At 74.4% G+C, this 23307-nt stretch carries 12 protein-coding genes; 5 read left to right on the forward strand and 7 right to left on the reverse strand.

What is annotated here, in order from left to right; all coding sequences use genetic code 11:
- The 4 genes from FRCN3DRAFT_RS48055 to FRCN3DRAFT_RS52245 form a co-directional block, all read left to right on the forward strand.
- A partial coding sequence (locus FRCN3DRAFT_RS48055) for a hypothetical protein (protein ID WP_007519445.1) occupies positions 1-1338 on the forward strand: 1338 nt, incomplete at its 5' end.
- Positions 1335-2648, forward strand: coding sequence for a glycosyltransferase family 4 protein (locus tag FRCN3DRAFT_RS0237000; protein WP_007519444.1), 1314 nt, complete (start codon positions 1335-1337; stop codon positions 2646-2648). The genes FRCN3DRAFT_RS48055 and FRCN3DRAFT_RS0237000, both read left to right, overlap by 4 nt.
- The gene (locus tag FRCN3DRAFT_RS0237005) at positions 2645-7564 is read left to right on the forward strand and encodes an alpha-(1->3)-arabinofuranosyltransferase domain-containing protein (protein ID WP_007519443.1); all 4920 of its coding nucleotides are present in this window, start codon (positions 2645-2647) and stop codon (positions 7562-7564) included. The genes FRCN3DRAFT_RS0237000 and FRCN3DRAFT_RS0237005 overlap by 4 nt, the downstream gene beginning before the upstream one ends.
- Positions 7565-7880: 316 nt before the next feature.
- Positions 7881-11186 carry an EAL domain-containing protein gene (locus FRCN3DRAFT_RS52245; protein ID WP_007519442.1) on the forward strand — a complete coding sequence of 1102 codons (3306 nt, stop codon included), beginning with the start codon at positions 7881-7883 and terminating at the stop codon, positions 11184-11186.
- Between the two features lie 49 nt (positions 11187-11235).
- Here the strand turns inward: FRCN3DRAFT_RS52245 and polA are convergent, their stop codons facing one another.
- On the reverse strand, positions 11236-13908 hold the full coding sequence (gene polA, locus FRCN3DRAFT_RS0237015) for a DNA polymerase I (protein WP_035931544.1): 2673 nt from the start codon (positions 13906-13908) through the stop codon (positions 11236-11238).
- 328 nt (positions 13909-14236) lie between these two features.
- On the opposite strand from polA, the gene FRCN3DRAFT_RS0237020 reads away from it, so the two are divergent.
- Positions 14237-14731, forward strand: coding sequence for a PaaI family thioesterase (locus FRCN3DRAFT_RS0237020; RefSeq protein ID WP_007519439.1), 495 nt, complete (start codon positions 14237-14239; stop codon positions 14729-14731).
- 364 nt (positions 14732-15095) lie between these two features.
- On the opposite strand, the gene FRCN3DRAFT_RS48060 is transcribed toward FRCN3DRAFT_RS0237020, so the two are convergent.
- The 6 genes from FRCN3DRAFT_RS48060 to FRCN3DRAFT_RS0237050 form a co-directional block, all read right to left on the reverse strand.
- Positions 15096-16007, reverse strand: a complete 912-nt coding sequence (locus tag FRCN3DRAFT_RS48060; RefSeq protein WP_232794370.1) for an ABC transporter ATP-binding protein — start codon at positions 16005-16007, stop codon at positions 15096-15098.
- Complete coding sequence (locus tag FRCN3DRAFT_RS56825) at positions 16004-17881, reverse strand: branched-chain amino acid ABC transporter permease (RefSeq protein ID WP_007520334.1); 1878 nt, start codon at positions 17879-17881, stop codon at positions 16004-16006. Before FRCN3DRAFT_RS56825 ends, FRCN3DRAFT_RS48060 begins: the two co-directional genes overlap by 4 nt.
- Positions 17878-18819, reverse strand: a complete 942-nt coding sequence (locus tag FRCN3DRAFT_RS0237035) for a branched-chain amino acid ABC transporter permease (RefSeq protein ID WP_007520332.1) — start codon at positions 18817-18819, stop codon at positions 17878-17880. The genes FRCN3DRAFT_RS56825 and FRCN3DRAFT_RS0237035 overlap by 4 nt, the downstream gene beginning before the upstream one ends.
- 237 nt (positions 18820-19056) lie before the next feature.
- Positions 19057-20238 carry a branched-chain amino acid ABC transporter substrate-binding protein gene (locus FRCN3DRAFT_RS0237040; RefSeq protein ID WP_007520330.1) on the reverse strand — a complete coding sequence of 394 codons (1182 nt, stop codon included), beginning with the start codon at positions 20236-20238 and terminating at the stop codon, positions 19057-19059.
- Positions 20239-20465: 227 nt separating this feature from the next.
- Positions 20466-22415, reverse strand: coding sequence for a branched-chain amino acid ABC transporter substrate-binding protein (locus tag FRCN3DRAFT_RS0237045; RefSeq protein ID WP_232794371.1), 1950 nt, complete (start codon positions 22413-22415; stop codon positions 20466-20468).
- Positions 22412-23014, reverse strand: coding sequence for an ANTAR domain-containing response regulator (locus FRCN3DRAFT_RS0237050; RefSeq protein WP_007515313.1), 603 nt, complete (start codon positions 23012-23014; stop codon positions 22412-22414). The genes FRCN3DRAFT_RS0237045 and FRCN3DRAFT_RS0237050 overlap by 4 nt, the downstream gene beginning before the upstream one ends.
- Between the last annotated feature and the right edge of the window lie 293 nt (positions 23015-23307).

The following is a 23307-nucleotide window of genomic DNA, read 5'->3' on the forward strand; positions in this document are numbered from 1 at the left end:
GGCCGGCTGCGCTGCGCGGTCCGCGGAGCGACGCCGCTGGCGCTCGCCGGCCTGCTCTCGAACGTCGCGAACCTGGGCGTCACGCTCGTCATCGCGCGCGCGATGAGCACCCGCTCCTACGGAGCGACCGCCCAGCTGTTCGCCCTCTTCATGATCGTTTCCATGCCGGGCAGCGCGTTGCTGGTCGGGGTGGTCCGCCGGGTGACCACCTGGACGCGCACCGGGCGGGCCGACCTGGTCGCCGGCTGGGCGGCTCGGGTGCGCCGCGCCGGCCTGCGGGGCGTGGCCGCGGTCGCCGTGCTGGCACTGGTGGTCCGCGATCCGCTCGCCCACCAGCTGTCGCTGCCGGGGCCGGGCGGGGTCGCCGAGACGCTCACCGCCGGCGCGGCCTGGTGCCTGCTGTGCGTCGACCGCGGGTTGCTGCAGGCGGCCCACCGCTACCGGGAGCTCGCCGCGAACCTGCTGGTCGACGCGGCGGTCAAGGGCGCGGCGACGGTCGGCCTGGTGCTCGCCGGGCTGGGGGCGACGGGCGCCGCCACAGCGGTCCTCCTCGGCGTGCTGGCCGCGCTCGCGCACGCCCGCCGCTCGCTTGGCCGAGCCGAACCCGCCGGCGCGACCGTGGCGGCGAGTGCGGCAGTGGCGGCAGTGGCGGCCGCCGCCGGCGGAACCGCGGCCTCGCCCGGCGGGCGGGAGCGCCGGCTGGCGGCGGAGCTGGGCGCCGCGCTCACGGCGCTGGCCTTCCTCGCCCTGCTGCAGAACGTCGACGTCCTGGTCCAGGGCCGGCTCTCGCCCGGCGAGTCCGGCCAGTACGCGGCCGTGTCCGTCACCTGCAAGGTGCTGATGTTCGGGGCCGTGGTGCTCGCCGGCTTCCTGCTGCCGGAGGCGGCCGACCGCCGCCACCAGGGCGAGCACGCCCTGCACCAGCTCGGCGCGACGCTGGCGATCCTCGCGCTGCCGGCCGCCGCGCTCCTCGCGGCCGCGTCCGCAGCGCCCGCGACCCTCTTGTCCCTGGCCTTCGGGCCCCGCTTCACCGACGCCTCCGGCGCTCTCCTCCCCCTGGCCGCAGCGATGACCTGTCTCGGAGCAACTGTGCTGTTCACCCACTACCTGCTGGCCCTGGGCTCGCGCGCTGTGCTGGTCGCGCTCGGGCTCACCGCCGCGGCCGCCGTCGGGCTGATCGCCCTGGCCGGCGGGTCGCCGGTCACCACCGCCCGGATGGACCTCGCGGTCCAGGCCGTGCTCGCAACGGTCACCGGGCTGCTCGTCGCCCGCGCGGCCCGCCGGACGATGTCCGCGCCGGGTGCCGGCCGCGCCGCGACGGAGGTGGCGCCCGCATGAGCGCGCTCGACGAAGGCATGGGCCGTTCGGGCATCACCGGGCAGCTGGGCGCCCCCGGGCGCCTCGGCTCGGCTGTGGGACTCGTCGAGCCACGCAAGGCCCCGTGGATCGAGGTGCGCGAGCCCACCCTGGCGGAGCTCGTCGAGCGTTCGGGTGTCCGCCGGGTGCACATGCTCGCCTGGCGTGACCTGGACGACCCGGAGGCCGGCGGCTCCGAGCTGCACGCCGACCAGGTCGCCGCCGCCTGGGCCGCTGCCGGCGTCGACGTGAGCATGCGGACCGCGCACGCCCCCGGCCACCTGGAGACGGCCACCCGCAACGGCTACTCCGTCGTGCGCAAGGCGGGCAGGTACATGGTGTTCCCGCGTTCGGCGATCTCCGGCGCGCTCGGCCACGGCGGCCCCTGGGACGGGCTGGTGGAGATCTGGAACGGCATGCCGTTCTTCTCACCGGTGTGGGCGCCCTGCCCCCGGGTCGTGTTCCTGCACCACGTCCACGGCGAGATGTGGCGGATGGTGCTCAAGCCGCCGCTGGCGAAGATCGGCGAGACGCTGGAGAGCACCATCGCGCCGCCGCTCTACCGGCGCACCCGGATGCTGACGCTGTCCGAGTCGTCCCGCCACGAGATCATCGAGATGCTCGGGCTGCCCCCGGCGAACATCTCCGTCATCCCGCCGGGCATCGACGGGCGCTACGCCCCGCTCGGAGAGCGCTCGCCACACCCGCTGGTCCTGGCGGTCGGCCGGCTGGTGCCGGTGAAGCGGTTCGACCTGCTCATCGACGCGCTGGTCCGGCTGCGCCAGCAGCACCCGACGATGGAGGCGACCATCGTCGGCGAGGGCTACGAGCGCCCGGCGCTGGAGGCCCAGATCCGGGCGGCGAACGCCACCGACTGGCTGAAGCTGGCGGGCCGGGTCGACGACGAGGGCCTGCTCGCGCTCTACCGGCGGGCCTGGGTACTCACCAGCGCGTCGGCCCGCGAGGGCTGGGGCATGACGATCACGGAGGCGGCGGCCTGCGGCACCCCGTCGGTCGCGACGAACATCGCCGGGCACACCGACGCCGTCGCCGACGGGCTGTCCGGTCTGCTCGTCGAGCCGCGTGACCTCGCCGGCGCGCTCGGCCGGGTGCTCGGCGACCAGGAACTGCGCGACCGGCTCGTCGCGGGCGCGCTGGCGCACGCGGCCACGTTCACCTGGGCCAACACCGCCCGCCAGACCTATGCGGCCCTCGTCCAGGAGGCCGCCAAGCACAGCCGCCGCGCGCCCCGCCCCGGCGGTCTCGACCGGCTGCACGGGCCGCTGCGGTGACCTTGACGACGCAGGACCCGGGCGGACCCTCCGGACCCACCGGCCCCGGCGGCGGCGACGCGGCCGGCACCGCGGCCGTCACCACCGACGAAGCCTCCGCGCCCACACCGGCCACGGCCCGGACTTCCCCGATCGCCGACCTCCCAGATCGGCTTCGCCAATCCGGCAGGGACCCTGCCGCCGATCCGGCAGGGACCCCGGAGTCGGCCGGCGCCGCGCCCGGCGCCGACGACCGTCGCGGGTGGCGCGGCTGGCGCCCGCCGCGGCCGTCCTGGGCGACGCTGCTGCTCGCCGCCGTCGCCTACCTGCCGCTGCTGCGCACGTCGCCCGGCCGGATCGGCGCCGACACGAAGGCGTACCTCTACCTCGATCCGGGCCGGCTGCTGCGCCGCGCGGTGTCGATGTGGGACCCGGACGTCGGCATGGGTACCGTCACCCACCAGAACATCGGCTACCTGTTCCCGCAGGGCCTCTGGTACTACGTGCTGGACGTCGTCGGACTGCCGGACTGGGTCGCCCAGCGGCTGTGGACCGGCACCATCCTGTTCGTCGCCGGTGCCGGCGTGCTGTTCCTGTTGCGCTCGTTCGGCTGGCCCGACCGGTACTCGGTCGTCGCCGCGTTCGGCTACATGCTCACGCCGTACTCGCTGGAGTACGAGGCGCGGATCTCCGCGATCCTGCTGCCCTACGCCGGCCTCGGCTGGTTCATCGGGATCACGGTGCGCGGCCTGCGCGAGGCCCGCGAGGGGAAGGGCAGCTGGCGGGGCGCCGACGCGTGGCGATGGCCGGCCGCGTTCGCGCTGGTGGTCACCTCGGTCGGCAGCATCAACGCCTCCAGCCTGATCCTGATCATGCTGGCACCGATCCTGTGGGTGCCGTTCGCGATCTGGGGCACCCGGGAGGCGACGCCGCGCGCCGCCGCCGGCCTCATCGGCCGCGCCGTCATCCTGACGATCCTGGCGAACGCCTGGTGGGTGGCCGGCCTCTACACACAGGCCGGCTACGGCCTGAACGTGCTGGCTTTCACCGAGACGGTCAAGACGGTCGCCAGCAGCTCGCAGGCCTCCGAGGTGCTGCGGGGCCTGGGCAACTGGTTCTTCTACGGCGAGGACGCGCTCGGCCCGTGGATCACCCCCGCGGTCGGCTACACCCAGGCGCTGTGGCTGCTGGCGGTGAGCTTCGCCGTGCCGCTGCTGGGGCTGGCGGCGGCGTCGCTGATCCGCTGGGGCCACCGCGCCTACTTCGTCGGACTGGTCGTGCTGGGCACGACGGTCGCCGTCGGCGTGTACCCGTACGACGACCCGTCGCCGCTCGGCCGGTTCTTCCGCGACTTCGCCGAGGGGTCGACGGCGGGGCTCGCGCTGCGCTCGCTGCCGCGCGCCGCGCCGCTGGTCGTGCTGGGCCTGTCGGTGCTGCTGGCGGGCGCGCTCGCCGCGTTCACCGAGCGGTCGGTGGCGCGTGCCGCGGCCCTGCGCTCCCCTGCCGGCGCCGGCGGGGCGGGCCGCCGCGCGGGGGGCCGCCGGCGCAGGCAGGGGATGACCTTCCGGCCGCGTCCCGGCGCCGTGCTGCCGACCGCCGTGACGGTGGTCGTGCTGGTGCTGCTCGCGCTGGACATGGCACCGCTGTTCCGCGGCCAGTTCCTGGAATCCGGCCTGCAACGGCCGGAGAACGTCCCGGAGTACGAGCAGGCGCTAGCCGACGCGCTGGGCGCCAAGGGCAACGCCACCCGGGTGCTGGAGCTCCCAGGCTCCGACTTCGCCCACTACCGCTGGGGCTCGACGCTCGACTCCGTCACCTACGGCCTGATGGACCGCCCGACGATCCAGCGCGAGCTGGTCCCCTACGGCGAGGCCGGCAGCGTCGACCTGGTCCGCTCGCTCGACCGCCGGCTGCAGGAGGGCGTCTTCGAGACGTCCTCGCTCTACGACGTCGCCCGGCTGATGGGCGTCGGGGACGTCGTGCTGCGCGGTAACAACCAGTACGAGCGTTTCCGCGGCCCGCGGCCCCGGGCCGACTGGGAGCTGTTCACCACGCCGCTGCCGAACGGGCTGGAGAAGCCGACGACGTACGGCCCCCCGGTGAGCGAGACGACGACCATCCCCTACCTCGACGAGATCACCCTCGGCACCGACCCGGCCGTCCCCGACCCGCCGACGCTCGCCGACTTCGCGGTCAAGGACCCGACGCCGATCGTCCGCTCGGCCACCACCGGCCGCCCGCTGCTGGTCAGCGGCAACGGCGAGGCGCTGGTCGACGCGGCCGCCTCCGGCCTGCTGAGCGACGTCATCGACAACAACCGGGCCGTTCTCTACACGGCGGCGCTCGCGGGCGACCCGGACGGGCTGCACCAGGCGCTCGCCGACGGCGCCGAGCTGCTCGTCAGCGACTCCAACCGGCTGCGGGCGGAGCGCTGGACCGGCATCCGGGAGAACTTCGGCTACGTCGAGCAGCCCGGCGTCCCCGCGCTGGCGAAGGACCCGGACGACAACCGGCTGCCGCTGTTCCCGGACCAGGACACCTCCAACCAGACGGTCGCCGTGCTCACCGCCCCGGGTGAGCAGGCCCAGGTCGCGGCGGTGACCGCGTCGAGCTACGGCAACACGTTCGCCTACGGCCCGGCCGACCGCCCGGTGCACGCCATCGACGCCGACCCGACGACGGCGTGGCGGGTCGGCGCGTTCACCGACCCCGCGGGCGAGCGCTGGCAGACGACGCTCGCCGCCCCCACCACCACCGACCACGTCCGGCTGGTGCAACCGCTCACCGGCCCGCGCAACCGGTGGATCACCAAGGTCACGCTGACCTTCGACGGCGGCGCGCCGGTGACGGCCGACCTCATCGACGGTTCGAGGACCGGCCAGGGCCAGGTCATCACCTTCCCGAAGCGGACGTTCAAGACCCTGACGATCCAGGTCGACGCGACCAACTTCGGCAAGCAGAAGAGCTACGACGGCCTGTCCGCGGTCGGGCTCGCCGAGGTGGAGATCCCGAAGGCGGACGGAAAGCCGGCCGTCGCGCAGGACCTGCTGCGGATGCCGACCGACCTGCTCGCCACCGCCGGCCAGGGCTCGCTCGACCACCCGCTGGTGCTGACGATGACGCGGGACCGGGCGAACCCGGCCGAGCCGTTCAAGGAGGACACCGAGTCGACGATCGCGCGGGTGTTCTCCCTGCCGACCGACCGCACGTTCAGCCTGACCGGCACGGCGCGCCTGTCCGCGTACGCCTCGGACGACCTGATCGACAAGCTGCTCGGCCGGCCGGCCGGCCCACCGCTGGTGGACTCGTCGGGCCGGCTGCCCGGCGACATCGAGGCGCGCGGCTCGGCCGCCTTCGACGGTGACACCGCCACCGCCTGGTCGCCGGGCTTCGGCGACCAGACCGGCAACTGGCTGCAGCTGACATCGCTGGACGACGTCACCCTGTCGACGGCGAAGGTCACCCTGGTGACCGATGGGCGGCACTCGGTCCCGACGAGGCTCGGCGTCGAGGTCGACGGCCAGCGGGCCGGCACGGTCGACGTGCCGCCGGTCGCCGACGCGACGGGCCAGCGGGGCGCCACCACCACGGTGACGCTGCCGCTGCCGGTGGGCCAGGGCCACCAGATCCGCTTCGTCGTCGACGCGGTCCGCCCGGTGACGACGACGGACACGATCTCCGGCTCGACCCTGACCATGCCCGTCGGCATCGCGGAGATCGAGCTGCCGGGCGTGTCCGGCACGGGCCAGACCGCGTCGAACGCCCAGCTGCCGGCCGACTTCACCTCGGACTGCCGGACCGACCTGCTGACCGTCGACGGTCAGCCGGTCGGCGTGCGGATCAACGGCACGACCAAGGACGCGTCCGGCCGGCTCGGCCTGGACCTGCGCACCTGCGGCACCCCGGTGCACCTGACCGCCGGTGACCATGTGGTGCGCACCGCGAACGGGGCGAAGACCGGGATCGACCTGGACCGGCTGGTCCTCGCCTCCGACATGGGTGGCACCACCTGGCCGGACGCGACGTCGATCAACGCTCTGGACACCTCCCGCGAGCAGCGCACGGCCGACCTCGCGGCCCGGTCGGGCACCGCGGCCGGCGCCGCCGCCCCGGCGGCGCCGGCGGTGAAGGTGGAGGTCGCGGGGGCGACGACGGTCGTCCTCACGGTCACCGGCGCCAAGCCGGGCACGCCGTTCTGGCTGGTGCTGGGGCAGAGCCTCTCCCCCGGATGGCACGGCAAGATCGACGAGAACACCGACATCGGCTCGCCCCAGCTCGTCGACGCCTATGCCAACGGCTGGCGGATCGACCCGACGTCGGAGAGCTTCAAGGTCCAGCTCACTTGGACGCCGCAGCGGGTGGTCTTCGCCGCGCTGACCGTCTCCGTCGTGACCGTGGTGCTGTGCCTGGCGCTGCTCGGGGTGACGGGCCGGCGGCGGCGCAGGGCCGGCTGGCCCGGGCCCGTCCGCGACCTCCCGCTGCTGGACCGGCCGTTCGCCGCCACGCCGCGGCTGCCGCTGGGCCAGGTGGTCCTGCTGGTCCTGGCGACGGCGGCCATCGGGGCGTTCATAGCCAGCCCGGCCGCCGGCGCCGCGACGGCGGCGGTGACGCTGGTGGCGGCGCTGGCGCCACGCGGGCGGGTGCTGCTGCGGGTCGGCTCGGTCGCGGCGCTCGCCGCGGCGGCGGCCTACGTCATCGAGGTACAGGTCCGCTACGACCTGCCGGTGAACGGCTCCTGGGTCGCGGAGTTCGACAAGGTCGCGATCGTCTCATGGCTCGCGGTGCTCTTCCTCGGCGCCGACGCCACGCTCGCGCTGCTGCACGGCCGCGCCAACGGTCGCGCCGCCGCCGCGGTGGCCGTGGCCGAGGCCGGAACCGGAACCGAGGCCGAGGCAGCGCCGTCGTTGGAGGGTCCCGCCGGCACGCTCCCGCACTGACCGATGGCGGCGGGTTTGCCCATCGGTCAGCACGGAGCGTGCCCGTACGGGCACTTTACGTAGGCAGATCATGTCGCGGGCGGCCGGGAAAGGAAGCCTGCCGGGTTACCCTGCGCCGGCCGCTGGACATGGTGTGACTGACTGAAAACGGGCCGTGCCGCCGGGGGGCGGTCGAACCCGGCCTGGACCCCGGTCGGGCCGTTGGCTCCCGCCGGCACGCGGGCACGACCTGAGGCCGGCACCACGCCAAAGGCGGCGCGCAGACGCACATCCTTCGCGCTGTCCGAAGCGTCCCGGTGCGAGGAGGGCTGGTCGGATGCGAGGGAGGGGCTGGATCCGGGAGCGCGGGTTCCTCGCCGTGCTCCCGCTGGCTGGCACGCTGTTCCTGCTGCTCATGCTCACCCTGCCCCTGCCGCTGTCCTATCGGGAACCCGAGGCCTTCGGGGCTTTTCTGCTTTCCGCCGCTACTCTCTGCTATATCCTTTTCGCGCCCGACGGCGACACCCAGCGCGATGCACTGGTCGTGACGCTCGCGATGACGGCCGCGCTGACGATCGCGGTGATCGGCGTCGCGTCGCGTACGCCGCTCGCCTTCCTGGCCTGGTACCCGTGGGCCGGTGGTTACGCCGGCCTGGTGTCGCGCCGCCCCAGCCGGGTGGCCGCGCTGACCGTCGTCATCTGCCTCGCCCTGACCTGCGCGCTGGCCGCGCGCGGCGAGCTGACCGTCTACCCGTTGACCTACCTGGCCATCCTGATGAGTGCCATCGGGTCGGCGATGTTCACCTACGGGTTCTTCAGATGGGGCCGCGGCCAGGCGTTCGCCGACCCGCTGACCGGGCTGACCAACCGGGCGGGGCTCATGCACGCCGGCGAGCCAGCCATCACCGAGGCGCTGGTCGCCGGTCGCGCCCAGGCGGTGATCGTGCTGGACATCAACCGGTTCGGGGAGATCAACTCGGCGCTGGGGCACCAGGCCGGCGACGAGGCGCTGCGCGAGTATGCCGACCTGCTGCGCGAGGTGCACCCGCGGCCCGCGTTCGTCGGCCGGCTCGGGGGCGACGAGTTCGTCCTCGTGCTGTCCGGCGAGGACCAGGCCGACGACCGGGTCGAACCCGGCGGCGGATGGCTCGCGCGGCTCGGCGAGAAGGTCCTCGACCAGCTCGACGGGCCGGTGCGCATCCGCGGCATCAACATCGAGCTGGAGTCCACGGCGGGCATCGCCTCCGCGCCGCGCGACGGCGACCGGCTGTCGAAGGTGCTGCCGTGCGCGGACGCGGCGCTGGCGAACGCCAAGCGGGACGGCGCGCGCCTCGGGGTCTGGAGCGTCGGGATGGCCGGGACGGTCGGCGTGCGCTCCTGGGAGCTGGCCCTGCACGCCGAGCTGCGCAACGCGATCGCCAAGGGCGAGCTCGTGATGTACTACCAGCCGGTACAGGAGGCCGCGACCGGCCGGATCGCCGGCGCCGAGGCGCTGATGCGCTGGTGCCACCCGGAGCGCGGGCTGCTGCCACCCGGCTCGTTCCTGCCGATGGCCGAGCGCTCCTCACTGATCATCGGCCTGACCTGGTGGGAGCTGGACGAGGTGCTCGCCCAGTGTGCCCGGTGGGTCAGGGCCGGCCTGCGCCTCCCCGTCTCGGCCAACCTGTCCGCGCGGATGCTCGTCATCGACGACCTGCCCGGCAAGGTCGCCCGCCGGCTGGAACATCACGGCCTGCCGCCGGAGATGCTCACCCTGGAGATCACCGAGAGCGCGCTGGTCTCCCAGCCGGCGCGCGCCGCCGCCATGCTTGGCGAGCTGCGGACCGCGGGCGTGAAGCTCTCGCTCGACGACTTCGGCACCGGCTACAGCTCGATGGAGATCCTCAAGGCGCTCCCGTTCGACGAGATGAAGATCGACAAGAGCTTCGTGGCGGACGCCCGCGGCAGCCTGCCGGACGTCGCGATCGTGCGGTCGGTGGTCGACCTCGGCCACCGGCTGGGCCTGCGCGTCGTCGGCGAGGGCGTCGAGGACGAGCAGTCGGCCAGGATGCTCACCGAGCTCGGCTGCGACCTCCTGCAGGGCGACGTGCTCTCGCCGCCGCTGCCGGCCGAGGAGCTGGAGATCCTGCTGGCCCGCGGTGTGGACGTCCGACAGGTCCACGCCGACCAGCCTCGGCCCGCCGGTCATGACGCGCCGCCGGGGTCAGGCGGAGCCGAGGTCGGCACCCGTGGCGGCACCGGCGGCGATGCCTGGCGCACGCCCGGCCGCGGCCCGCTGACCGCCGCCTGGGGCGATCCCCGCCAGGCCCAGGCGGACGCGACGCGCGCGGACGCCGCGCGCCTGGCGGGGCGCGCGGTGGCCGGCGTCGCCCCGTCCAGCAACGGGCACCGGACCGGCGAGCGGGCCGAGTCCGCCGGGGCCAGCCAGGCGCGGGCACCGGGCCGTCACGAGCCGGAGCCGAAGGCCTCGGAGGAGGCGATCAGGACCTGGGAGCGGACCGGGCTGGTCGCCCCCAAACCGCCGGACGAGCCGAGCCGGCTCTCCGCCCTGCGTCGGTACCGGATCCTCGACACCGCGCCCGAGCCGGAGTTCGACGCTCTCGTCACCCTCGCCGCCCAGCTCGCCGACTGTGGCTTCGGCTATCTGACGTTCATCGATTCTGATCGGGAATGGCTCAAGGCCAGTCACGGCGTCCAGCCGACGGAGCTCCGCGCCCGGGTCGGCGCGGGGTCGCACATCGTCGCCGATGGCCGATACCTGGAGATCCAGGACTGTTCCCGCGACCTGCGCTACGCGCACCTGGCCAGGCTGGAGCCACAGGTTGTGACCTTCTTCGCCGGCGCACCGCTGCGGACCGCCGACGGCCACGTGATCGGCGCCCTGTGCGTCTCCGACCGGGTGCCGCGCCGGCTCACCACCGGTCAGCGGACCGCGCTGGACACCCTTGCCAGGCACGCCATGAGCCTGCTGGACGCCCGGCTCCAGCGGATGCTGCTCGCGGAGGCGGGCGCCGGGCTGGAACAGCTCGAGACGTTCTGGCACCACCATGACCTGACGGCCGCGGCCACCCTGTGCGCGGACGTCGTGCGGACGCTGGCCCACGCCGACGCGGTCGCCGTGATGCTGCCCGAGCTGCCCGGCTCGACCGTCTTCCGCGCCGCCGGCGTGTCCGTCGTCGAAGGGACGCTGCCGCTGACGGAGATCGGAGTGCGCGCGACCAGCGACGACGAGAAGGCGATCCGCGAGCTGGCGTCCGCGACCGGTCCGGTTTTCATCCCGGACGCGGAGACGCACCCGATGATCCCGACCGAGAAGGTGCGCGGACTGGGGATCGCGTCCGCGCTGATGGTGCCGCTGCTCGGCGAGGGCGGAATCCAGGGAATGATCACCGTCCGCTGGACCGAGCACCAGTCCCAGCTCGACCCGGCGGTGCGGTGCGCGGTGACGATGTTCTGCGGCCAGGCCCGTTTCACCCTCGCCAAGCTGCGCGCCGCGCAGGGCCAGGTGGCCGGGAACTCCCCGGCGGGCGGCTCCCCCGCGGGCACCGGCCCGCCGGGCCGGCGTGGCCGGGACGACCTGGCGGCGGCCGAGGCCGACTCCTCCGGCCGGCGGCGGCCCCGCCCGGCCACCAGCCGCTTCTAGGCGCCCGTTCCGGCGACGTCTCTCGGACCGTCGCCAGTGTCCCGCGTCGTCAGTGTCCCGCGTCGTCCCAGGTGCGGCCGGCGCCGACGGAGACGTCGAGCGGAACGGACATCGTGTACGCGCCGCCCATCTCGGCGCGGACGAGGGACTCGACGTCCGCGCGCTCGCCGGGGGCGATCTCGAGGACGAGCTCGTCGTGGACCTGGAGGAGGAGGCGGGAATGCAGGCCGCGCTCGCGCAGTCCCCGCTCCACACCCAGCATCGCGATCTTGATGATGTCGGCGGCGGAACCCTGGATCGGGGCGTTGAGGGCCATCCGCTCGGCCATCTGCCGGCGCTGGGAGTTGTCGCTGGTCAGGTCGGGCAGGTAGCGGCGGCGGCCGAGGATCGTCTCGGTGTAGCCGTCCGTGCGGGCGCGGTCGACGACGCCGCGCAGGAAGTCCCGCACCCCGCCGAAACGGGCGAAGTAGGCCTCCATCTGCTCGCGGGCCTCGTCCGGGGCGATGCCGAGCTGGGAGGCCAGCCCGTAGGCCGACAGGCCGTAGGCGAGGCCGTAGGACATCGCCTTGATCCGTCGCCGCAGCTCCGGGTCGACGTCGGCGACGGGCAGGTTGAACGCCTGCGCGGCGACGAACGTGTGCAGGTCCTCGCCGGAGGCGAACGCCTCGATCAGTCCCGCGTCGCCGGACAGATGCGCCATGATCCGCATCTCGATCTGCGAGTAGTCCGCGGTCAGCAGCGTCTCGTAGCCTGGGCCGACGACGAAGGCGCGGCGGATCTGGCGGCCCTCGGCGGTGCGGATCGGGATGTTCTGCAGGTTCGGGTCGGTCGACGACAGCCGGCCCGTCGCCGCGATCATCTGGTTGAACGTGGTGTGGATGCGGCCGGCGTCGTCGATCATCGGCAGCAGCGACTCGACGACGGTCTTGAGCCGGGCCACGTCGCGGTGGCGCAGCAGCGTCGGGATCAGCGGGTGGTCGGTCTGGACGGCCAGCCACGCGAGCGCGTCCGCGTCCGTCGTGTAGCCCGTCTTTATCTTCTTGGTCTTCGGCAGGTTCAGCTCGTCGAACAGGATCTGCTGCAGTTGCTTGGGCGAGCCGAGGTTGAACGGCCGGCCGACGATCTCGTGCGCGGCCTCGACGACCTTGGTGACCTCGGCGCCGTACTGGGACTGCAGGTCGGTCAGGTAGTCGGCGTCGGCCGCGATGCCGGCGCGTTCCATCCCGGCGAGCACGGTCAGCAGCGGCAGCTCGATCTCGTGCAGCAGGCGCGCGGCCGAGCGGCGTTCCAGGTCGCCGTCGAGGGCGTCGGCGAGCTCGGCGACCGCGCGGGCGCGCACGACGTCCACCTCGGCCTCGTCCGCCTCGGTGACGCCCTCGACCTCGACCTCGAGGGTCAGCTGGCCGTCCGACGGGCCGTCCTCGGCTCTCAGCTCCCGGTGCAGGTAGCGCAGCACCAGGTCCGCGAGGTCGAACGAACGCTGGCCCGGCAGGGCGAGGTAGGCGGCGAGCGCGGTGTCGCTGGTGACGCCGTCGAGGGTGAGGCCCAGCTCGGCGAGCGCGAGCATCGAGCCCTTGACGTCGTGCCCGGCCTTCGGCTTCGTCTCGTCCGCGAGCCAGGCGCCCAGCGCGTTCTCGTCGGCCGGCACCAGCTGCGACGGGTCGATCCACGCGCCGGCGCCATCCGCGGTGGCCAGCGCGATCCCGGCGACCGTCCCGGTGCCGCGGCCCCAGGTGCCACGCAGGTGCAGGCCCGTGCGGGCACCGCCCGCCGTGTGTTCGGCGAGCCATTCGGTGACGTCACCCGGGCCGAGGATCGTGTACTCGACCGCGAAACCGCCGTCGCCGGCCGCCGGCTCCACGATCGCGAGCGCCTGGTAGAGCCGCTCCCGCAGCACCCGGAACTGCAGGGTGTCGAACAGGGTGTGCACCGCCTCGCGGTCCCACGGGACCAGGCGCAGGTCGGCGGGGCCGCGCTCCAGCGGCACGTCGCGGGCGAGCTCGGTCAGCGCCCGGTTGCGGATCACGCCTGCCAGGTGCTCCCGCAGCGCCGCGCCGGCCTTCCCGGTGACCTCGTCGGCCCGGTCGACCAGGTCCGCCAGGCCGCCGAACTGCTGGATCCACTTGGTGGCGGTCTTCTCGCCGACGCCGGGAATCGAGGGCAGGTTGTCCGACGGGTCGCCGCGCAGCGCGGCGAAGTCCGGGTACTGCGTCGGGGTGAGGCCGTACTTGGCCTCCACCTCCGCCGGCGTGTAGCGGATCATGTCGCTGATGCCCTTGCGGGTCATCAGCACGGTGATCCGGTCGGTGACGAGCTGCAGCGCGTCACGGTCGCCGGTGACGATGAGGACGTCCATGCCGGCCGCCTCGCCCTGGACGGCCAGGGTCGCGATGATGTCGTCCGCCTCGTAGCTGGCGGCCGACATGCTCGGCACGGCGAGCGCGTCGCAGACCTGGTGGATCAGGCTGATCTGGCCGACGAAGTCCGACGGGGTCTCGGACCTGCCGGCCTTGTACTCGGCGTACTGGGCGTGCCGGAAGGTCGGCGCCGGCAGGTCCCACGCGACGGCGACGTGCGTCGGCTTCTCGTCGCGCAGCGCGTTGATCAGCATGGACGTGAAGCCGTAGACGGCGTTCGTCGGCTGCCCGGTGGTGGTGGAGAAGTTCTCCACCGGCAAGGCGAAGAACGCCCGGTAGGCCAGCGAGTTCCCGTCCAGCAGCAGCAGCCGACCGGTTCCGGGAGCGGGCCCGCCGGGCCCGCCGCCCGTGGCCGCGGACCTCCCGGCAGCCCTGGCCGGCGCCTTCGCGGGCGCCTTGGCCGGCGCCCCGGCGCCGGCGGCCCTCGGGGCACGCTTCGCGGGCGCCCGCGCGGGGGCGTCGCCGGGTGCGTCCGCCGCCGCCTGTGGCGCGGCGTCCACCGGGACGTCGGAGGGGCTACTCAGATCGGGTTGCGTCGTCGAACCGGACACCCGGCGAAGTCTAGGCCGCCGGTAGGACAATCCACCGACCGCGCCGCCCGCGCCGCCTGCCCGGTCGCCATATTGTCGGCTGGTGACTGTCGAGACGGGCGCGGACGGTGCCACCCAGGGCGGAGCGCCGGCCGGCCAGGCCGAGCTGGTCGCCGCCCTGAACCTGCACCGCGGCGAGCTGAACGAGCGCATGGGCATCGAGCTGCTCGAGGCGGCGCCGGAGCGCGTGGTCGGCCGGATGCCGGTGGAGGGCAACCGGCAGCCGTACGGGCTGCTGCACGGCGGCGCGTCGGTGGTGCTGGCGGAGACGGTCGGCTCGATGGCGGCGATGCTCAACGCGGGCCCCGAGAACGCGGCCGTCGGCCTCGAGATCAACGCCTCCCACCACCGGGCGGCGACCACCGGCTGGGTCACGGCGGTCGCGACCCGCCTGCACGCCGGTCGCTCGGTGGCGACGTTCGAGATCAAGATCACGGACGACGACGGCCGCCCGGTCTGCACCTGCCGGCTGACCTGCGTGCTCCGGTCCAGGCCGCCCGCCGGCGGCGCCATCCCCGGCATCCCCGGCAGCAGGTAGTCCACGACGCGCGGGACGATCCGGGGGCGGGCTTTGGTGCCGTCCGGGCCTTCCCCATGCCAAGACGTTTTCTACTCACCCGCCCCCGGTTTCCACACTGCGGGTGAGACGCTAGGAGCGTTCGGTAACCACGTCAACGGGGCCCGCGCGCGATGACCCGCGGTTGTGCGCTCCCAGGCGCGGCCACGCCGTATCCGCCAACTCATCTCCCTGTTTGCCGGCCTCGATGGCTCCCCCCACCAATTGGCTGGGGGACGTCTCGGCGCCAACCGGCGGGTTCGACGTGGAGACAACCAGGCGGCCAGTCGGCGGGACCCCACGGACAGCCTGGCGCAAAAGAACGTCCCGGCAGCCGGCGCGACGGTCAGGTCCCGGCGGGGCTCGGTGCCCGGTACGCCCCGAGGGCGGCAAGGCTGCCGACGACCTCGGCCGGCGTGCCGGTCGCGACCACGGCGCCGGCCTCGAGGACGACGACCGTGTCGGCGACCGCCAGGGCCAGGCGCGGGTCGTGCTCGGCGAGCAGGACGCTCACGCCGCGGGCCTGGACCTGGCCGACCAGCTCGGCGAGCCAGGCCCGCTCGGCGGCCGGGACGCCGGCGGCCGGCTCGTCCAGCAACAGCAACGACGGACGGGTGCCCAGCGCGCTGGCGACCTCGAGCCGCCGGCGCGCGCCGCGGGGCAGGCCGGCCGCCGGCTCGGCCGCCCGGTCGGCGAGCCCGACGAGGTCCAGCAGCTCCCGCGCCGCGGACCGGGCCGCGCGGATCCCCCCGCGCCCAGGCGTCCCGGGGACCAGCGCCCGGCGGGTGCCGCCGCGCGCCGCCGCCTCGACGCCGACCCGGACGTTGTCCAGCACGGTGAGCTGGTCGAACAGCCTGGTCTCCCGGAAGGTGCGGGCGATGCCCAGCCGGGCCACCGCCGGTGCCGACCGCCCGAACAGCTCGACCGGCCCGCCGGGGCCGCGCGCCGGCCAGAAGTGGGCGCTGCCGCGGCTCGGGCGCCGGCTCCCGGTCAGGCAGTCGAGCAGCGCCGTCTTGCCCGCGCCGTTCGGGCCGACCACGGCCAGCACCGTGCCGCGCCGCTGACGCAGCGAGACGTCCGCGAGGCAGGTGAGCCCGCCGACGCGCAGCGTCACCCCCGCCAGGTCGAGAATCGGCCGCGGCGGCGGCGTCGAGCCTGGCGCGGGCACGGTCGGCGCGTCCGGCTTCCAGCCGACGCGCGGACCAGGGCGAGCCGGCACCACCGCCGGGGTCCGGCGGCCCGGCTCCGGGACGGTCACGGCGCCGTGCCGCGTCGGGCGGCGGGCCGGTGGAGCGCGGGAAGGAGGCGTCCAGGCCGGAAGACCGTCATGATCATGACGAGGGCGCCGAAATAGAGGAACCGGTCCGCGGCTGGCACGTGGTCGCGCAGGAGGAAGGCCAGGCCCTGCAGGACGACGGCGCCGAGGACGGCGCCGAGGCGCGAGCCCACTCCGCCCGCGACGACCACCGTCAGCACGAGCATCGACGCCTGTGGGCTGAACGTCTGCGGGTTGAAGAACTGCTTGGTCGCGAGGACCGCGCCGGCGAGGCCGGCGACCGACGCGCCGGCCGCGAAGGCCAGCAGCCTCGTCCGGATGACGCGGACGCCCAGGGCCTCGGCGGCCAGCTCGTCCTGCTGGAACGCGGCGCAGGCCCGGCCGGCCCGCGACCGGTCCCAGCCTGCGAGCACGACGAGGACCAGCACGATCAGGCCGAGCAGCAGGTAGTAGTACGGCAACGGGTCCAGCCCGAAGGCGTAGTGGACGCCGCCGATCCGCACCGACGGCGCCTGCACCCCGAACACGCCGCCGGCACCGCCGGTGATCCCCTCGGCGTTGTTCGCGAGCAGCTGGACGACCCCGCCGAAGCCGAGGGTGACGATCGCCAACAGGTCGGCGTGCCGGCGCAGGAGCGGCGCGCCCAGCACGAGGCCGACGAGGCCCGCGGCGGCCATCGCGATCGGCATCGCGGCCAGCGCAGAGACGGTGAACGGCGCGTGCCAGGGCATCGCGCCCGGAGCACACAGGTACGTCGCGGTATAGGCGCCGATCGCGCAGAAGGCGACGGAGCCGAGATCGAGCACGCCGGCCCGGCCGACGGTGATGCTCAGCCCCAGCGCGAGCAGCGCGTACAGCCCGATGTCGTTGACCATCACCTGCAGCGCCGTGGTCGAGACCAGCAGCGGCGCGCCCACCGCCGCCCCCAGCGCCAGCGCGTACCCGGCACCCCGCGCCCATGGGCGCCGGTACCAACGGCCCCGATGCCACGGTCCCCGAGCCGAGGTCCCGGCGGGCGTGGGTTCGACGGAGCTCCTCGCCACCCGCTCGGCCGGTGCTGGCTCGGCCGCCACCGGCCGAGCGGGCCCGTCTCCCCATTTCGACCGGACCGCCCAGGTCCGGTCCGTGGGCGGCACAGCGTGATCCTCGACCGCGCGCTGCTCCGGCATCGGCGCCGGTATCGGAATCGGCGGTGGCCCGCTCCGGCCCGCCGGCTCGGCCTCGACGGCGATCCGGCCCCGCCGCGAGGCCGCCTCGTCCAGCGACGGGCGCCGCCGGGCGGCCCTTCCCCACCGCGAGCGCCTCGGCCGGCGGTGGCGCGACCCCGACCGGTCCCGGGCGTCGTCCGCCCATTCGGCCGCGATCCCCGCCAGGGACGCGGTCAGGCGGCCGGCCGGGCCGCGCAGCAGCGGCCAGCAGGTCAGCCCCGCCCAGGTCAGCAGCGCGGCGGCGAGGAAGAGCGCGCCGCGCTCGCCCGCCAGCGACCCACGGGTCCCGGCGAGCGGCCGGTCGGCGTTCCCGGACGGCCCGGTCACCAGCGCGGCCAGCGCCGAGAGCACCAGGCACCCACCCAGCCGGCGCCACCACCGGCCCGGCCTCGCCGTGTCCCCGTCCCCACCGACGACGTCCCCGGGGCCGCGCCGCCGCGCGGGCTCGGGGGGTCGCGGAACGGAGTCATCCGGTCGGACGCCGGGCGGCGCAGGACCAGTCGTCGCCGCGCCGCCCGCCGCACTGCCCGCCATGGCATCCGCCACGGCGTCCGGCGGCGCGCCCGCGGCGCGCAGCTGGGCCACCCGCTCGGCGACCGACGGCATGCCCGCCAGCGCCTCCCCCGCCGCCGGCTCGTCCGGACTCATGCCGGACGTCCGAGGCGGGCGCCGAGCAGGCCCGAGGGGCGCAGGAGGAGGACGGCGAACAGCACGACGAAGGCGATGACGTCCTGATAGCCCGCGTCGAGCAGGTAGTAGCCGCCGAAGCTCTCGACCAGGCCGAGCAACAGGCCCCCGGCCAGCGCCCCGCGCGCGCTGCCGAGGCCACCGAGGACGGCGGCCGCGAAGGCCTTGATCCCGGGAACGAAGCCCATCGTGTAGGACGCCTGGAAGGTCATCGCGTAGAGGAAGCCGCCGGCGCCGGCGAGCAGCCCACCGAGCACGAACGTCGCGACGACCACCCGTTCGCGGTCGACGCCCAGCAGGGTGGCGCACTCGGCGTCCTGCGCCACCGCCCGGATCGAGCGCCCAAGCCTCGACCAGGCGACCAGGCGGTCGACGGCGAGCAGCAGGCCGAACGCGGCGACGACGACCGCCAGCGCCTCGGCGGAGACCCCGGCGCCGGCGACGCGCAGCACCGCCTCGTCGGTGAACGGGCTCGGAGCGGAGACGTCGCGCCGGCCGAACTCCTTGCCGGCCAGGCTCACGGCGAACATCGACGCGCCGGCGGCGCTGACCAGATACGCGATCCGTGGCGCGCCACGGCGGCGCAACGGCCGGTAGGCGGCCCGCTCGAGGCCGAGAGCGGCCAGCGCCCCGGCGAGGCCGCCGGCGGCGATCCCGGCCGCCACCAGCCCGATGCAGGCCAGGACGCCCGGACCGCCGCCGGCAACCCCGGCGGGCATCAGTGCGCGGGCCGCGTACAGGCCGCCGAACGCGCCGAGCATGAACACCTCGCCGTGCGCGAGGTTGACCAGCCGCAGCACGCCGTAGACGAGGGTGTAGCCGAGCGCGATCAGCGCGTAGAGCGCGCCGACCGTGAGCCCGTCGATGGCCAGCCGCGCGACCTGCCCCCCGCTACCCACGCGCGGACCGCGCTCCCCATCTCCCCGTGCGCACCCGGCGGTCCCAGCTACCGGCAAGATCGGTCAGGCCGTTGCCGTCCCGCGCGCCGCCATCCGGCTGGTCCACACCATCGCCAGGCTGGCCGCTGGACAGCTCCGACGCCGGTGGTGCGCCGGGCGCCCCCGACGCCTCCGGCGATGCCGGGGCGTCGGGGGCGTGGCCGGCCGGCGATACCGCCGCGACCTCGTCAGCAGGGGTCACGGCTTGAGCAGGGCGGTCGTCGGGCCGAGAACGACCCGCTTGCCGTCCCGGACCTCGTACACGTACACCGTCGAGCCCGCGACCTCGCCGTGGCTGTCGAACTTGATCTGCTTGGTGACGCCCGGCATGTCGACGGCGCGGAAGTCGCGCAGGACCGAGGCACGGGTGGCGCCCGTACCCTCCCTGGCGAGCACGGAGATGATCGCCTGGGTGGCGTCGTAGGCCTCGCCGGAGTAGGTGCCGGGCTTGATGCCGCTGTTGACCCGCTTGAACTCGGACACGAAGGACGCGGCCTTCGGGTCGGAGTTCGCGTCGCCGCAGGCGCAGGTGAGCAGCGTGCCCTCGGTGATGCCCGCGCCGGCCTGCTCGATGAGCTGGTCGTCGTTCGAGCCGTCGCCCGCGAGGATCTTGCCCTCGTAGCCCTTGCCGCGCAGCGCCTTCACCAGCAGCGCGAACTCGGCGTAGTACCCCGAGTAGTAGACGGCGTCCGGACCGTTGGATATGATCTTCGTGGCCTCGGAGATGTAGTCCTTGGTCGGGTTGACGCTGTCGTGGGTGACCGTGACCTTCTCGGCCTTCAGCGCCTTCTCGAGCGCCGTGGACAGGCCGGTGCCGTAGTCGCTGCGGTCGTCGAGCGAGAACACCCGCTTTGCCTTGAGCGCCTTGGCGATGTAGTCCGCGGCGGCGGTGCCCTGGACGGTGTCGGGCGCGATCACCCGGAAGAAGCTGTCGAATCCGAGGCTGGTGAGCTGCGGGTTGGTCGCGGACGGACTCACCGACAGCAGGTCGGCCTGGCTGTACAGCGGCTCGCTGGACTTCGTCGCGCCGGAGAAGATCGGGCCGACCACGGCGACGACCTGGGAGTTGTCTACGAGCTTCTGCGCGGCGGTCGGGCCCTGCTCGGGGGAGCCCTGGTCGTCGGAGGCGACGATGCGCAGCGTGAACGGCAGCGTTCCGCTCCGGTTGGCCGCGTCGACAGCTGTCAGCACGCCGTCGTAGGCGTTGATGCCCAGCTGTTGGTTCTCGCCGGACAGCGGGCCCTGGAAGCCGATCGCGAACTGTTTCTTCGCCCCGGCCCCGTCGTCGCCGCCACCGCCGCAGCCGGCCGCCGCCACCGCCACCGCGGCCATCGCCGCGACGGCTCCCAGCAGCCGAAGCCGCCGCCCCAGACCACCCATGGTCTGTCCCTTCGCCCAGCCGTGCCGACCGCGTGGGCGCTGTTTCCCCGCCGGTCCGCTGGCGCGGATCGACGGGGACCCGGTAACCGGGACGCCCCCACGCGGGCCCGACGATCGCCGGACGGGCGGCAACCTAACGGCCGATCAGACCAAACCAAAAGCTAAATGTAAGCGTGTCGTCACTTTTTGTAGTCCCGATGGGTGGGACAGCGCCCCCAGAGCACGGACTATCTGGCTGGGAGGACCGTCGGGACGAAGCGGCCGTTGGCGATCGCGTAGATCACGGCGGGCGGGTCGCGGCGGTCACCGAAGGCGTCGAACGCGACCTGGCCGGTGACGCCGGCGAACGAGCCGCGGGCGATCTGGGCGGCGATCGCCGCCCTGGTCGCGTCGTCGATGGCCGCCCGGCCGGGGAGGACGACGGCGGCGGCGCGCAGGAGGGCGCGCGCGGAGTCGTAGGCATAGGCGGCCAGGGCCGGGATCATGTCCGCCTCCTGGTCGGTCACCGCCGGCGGCTCGTCGCCACGGCCCGAGCCATCCGCGCCAGCGCCCGCGCCGTCCGCGCCGGAGTCATCGGCGCGCGGCGTACCCGCCGTGCCCAGGCCCTGCCCACCCCCGCCCTGCTCGCCGCTCCCACCCGGACGCGGGGCGCCGGCCCCCGGCAGGGCCACCGAACCGGACGGTCCAGCCGACGGGGAGGACGGCGTCGGCGAGGCGGACTTCTTGTCAGGAATGGCGGGCTGCTCGGGACCGCCGACGACCGGCCCCCAGCGCTTCAGGTACTCGGCGGCGAAGGCGCCGGCGGCGGGCAGGCGGGACAGCGGCACCGCGAGGTCGGTGGCGAGGTCCCCCTCGGCCGCCTCGCCGGCGGAGTCGAGGTAGCGCGCGCTGAGCATGGCGTCGGTTCCCATGAGGGGAACCGAGATCGCCTCGTCCGCCAGACGCTGGCGCAGCGCGCTGGCGAACAGGTAGCCGGTGGTGGTGTACACGAGGTCCGGACTGAGCTCCTGGATGCCCTCGGCGACCTCCTGGACCTCTTTCCCGTCGGCGCCGTCGCCCTTCACCTGGTAGGTGGTCAGCACCTGGGCGCCGGCCGCGAGGGCGTAACTGGCGAAGCGCCCGGCGAGCGTGTCGCCGTAGCTGGGGCCGCCGTCGACGACGATGATCCTGGTCCGCCGCAGGGTGTGCACGGCGTAGTCGGCGCCCGCCTTCGCCTGCAGCGCGTCGCTGCCGCTGAGCCGGAAATAGCGGTCGTAGGGACGCTTGCGGGTGCGGGCCGGCTCGTCCTGCGCGGTCAGTTCCGGCGCGCTGTTGGACGGCGAGACGACCGGGACGCCAGCGGCATCCAGCACCGGCACGGCGATGCGGGCGACGTTGGAGCTGAGCGGCCCGACGACCCCGATCAGCGACGATTCCTTGCCGAACGCCTCCGCGGCCGCGGCGCCGCCGTCCGGCCGAGAGAGGTCGTCCTTGGCGACCAGCTCGACCTTCCAGCCGGGAATCGCCTGGTCCTTGTTGACCTCGTCGACGGCGAGCGTCACCGCGTCGCGCACCGCCCCGCCGATGTTGCCGAGGTCACCGGACAGCGGCGCCATCACCCCGAGCCGAAGCACCAGCGGCCCGCGCGAGCCGCCCGGCCCGCCGTCGGCGCCGCCGCCGTCGCGCAGCGTGAGCAGGCCGAGCGTCAGGCCCGTCGGGAGGGCGACCAGCAGGGCTAGCAGCCCCGCCAGCGCCGCCCGCCCGCGCCGCGTCCGGCCGCGCCGGCCGACCCAGGCGCCCGTCGCCAGCGCGGAGCGCCGCACCCACCGCCCCGCCGCCGCGAACCACGCCTTGGCGGCCTGCCAGCCCGGCACCAGCGGACCGTCCGGATCGACGCCGCCGCCCACCACCGGATCGGTGGCGACGATCTCGCCGCCCCGGGCGCTCCCGGAGAGCCACCGCCCCACCCGTCGCAGCGGCGACCCGGCCGGGCCCATGGCACCCTGATCCTGCTGGCCCTGGTTCTGCAGGCCCTGGTTCTGCAGGCTCTGTTCCTGCTGGCCCTGACCCTCCAGCCCCTGGCTCTGCCCTTGGATCTGACCCTGACCCTGACCCTGACCCCGGCTCTGGCCGTGCCCGTGGCCCTCGTCGTCGCGGTCGCCGTCGTCCGCGCCGTCAGGCCTGTGCTCGCGGGTCACTGGCCGGGGAGGGCCTCCCCGGAGAGGACCGCCTCGGCGACCGCGCGCATCGTGCGGCGCTGGTTCATCGAGGTCCGCTGGATCCAGCGGAACGCGTCCGGCTCGGTCATCTTGTGCTCGGTCTGCAGCACGCCCTTGGCCCGCTCGATGATCTTGCGAGCCTCCAGCCGGCCCTGCAGGTCCTCGACCTCGGCCTCCAGGCTCACGATCTCCGTGAACCGGCTCATCGCCATCTCGATCGTCGGCAGCAGGTCCTTCTTCTGGAACGGCTTGACGACGTAGGCCATCGCGCCGGCCTCCCGCGCCCGCTCGACCAGCTCCCGCTGGCTGAACGCGGTGAGGATGACGACCGGGGCGATCCGCTCCTTGGCGATCTTCGCACCGGCCTCGATGCCGTCCATCTTCGGCATCTTCACGTCGAGGATGCACAGGTCGGGCCGCAGCTTGCCGGCCAGCGCGACGGCCGCCTCACCGTCACCGGCCTCACCGACGACCTCGTAGCCCTCCTCCTGCAGCATCTCGCGCAGGTCGAGACGGATCAACGCCTCGTCCTCGGCGATCAGCACCCGGCGCGGAGTCGAGGATGGCTGGCTGCTCATCGAGACGTTCTCCTGAGGTCGGCGTCGATGGGGATCGGTCGGCGTCGTCACCATTCTGCCGGCACCGGGCGCACATGCATGCGCCCAGCGGCCGGTTGGCGGCAGCTCACCGTCATGGTTTTGGCGGCGACGCCCTCGGGACCGGGTCGGTCCCGCCGGACGCCTGCCACCGCCTGGCACGCGATGACGTCACGCTCCACCCGCCGCGGCGACGGCGGAGCCGGGAGCACATCCGCCGCGGCCGGTGCCTGACACCGACACCACGGACCGATCCCGGGATACCGCCCGAGCCC

Source organism: Pseudofrankia saprophytica, from assembly GCF_000235425.2.
GTDB classification, from domain to species: Bacteria; Actinomycetota; Actinomycetes; order Frankiales; family Frankiaceae; genus Pseudofrankia; species Pseudofrankia saprophytica.

What these genes read in the sequence shown, in the direction of transcription:
- FRCN3DRAFT_RS0237000 (WP_007519444.1), top strand. Translation starts at nt 1,335, where the DNA reads ATGAGCGCGCTCGACGAAGGCATGGGCCGTTCGGGCATCACCGGGCAG.
- FRCN3DRAFT_RS52245 (WP_007519442.1), top strand. Translation starts at nt 7,881, where the DNA reads ATGCGAGGGAGGGGCTGGATCCGGGAGCGCGGGTTCCTCGCCGTGCTC.
- FRCN3DRAFT_RS56825 (WP_007520334.1), bottom strand. Translation starts at nt 17,881, where the DNA reads ATGAGTCCGGACGAGCCGGCGGCGGGGGAGGCGCTGGCGGGCATGCCG.
- FRCN3DRAFT_RS0237040 (WP_007520330.1), bottom strand. Translation starts at nt 20,238, where the DNA reads ATGGGTGGTCTGGGGCGGCGGCTTCGGCTGCTGGGAGCCGTCGCGGCG.
- FRCN3DRAFT_RS0237050 (WP_007515313.1), bottom strand. Translation starts at nt 23,014, where the DNA reads ATGAGCAGCCAGCCATCCTCGACTCCGCGCCGGGTGCTGATCGCCGAG.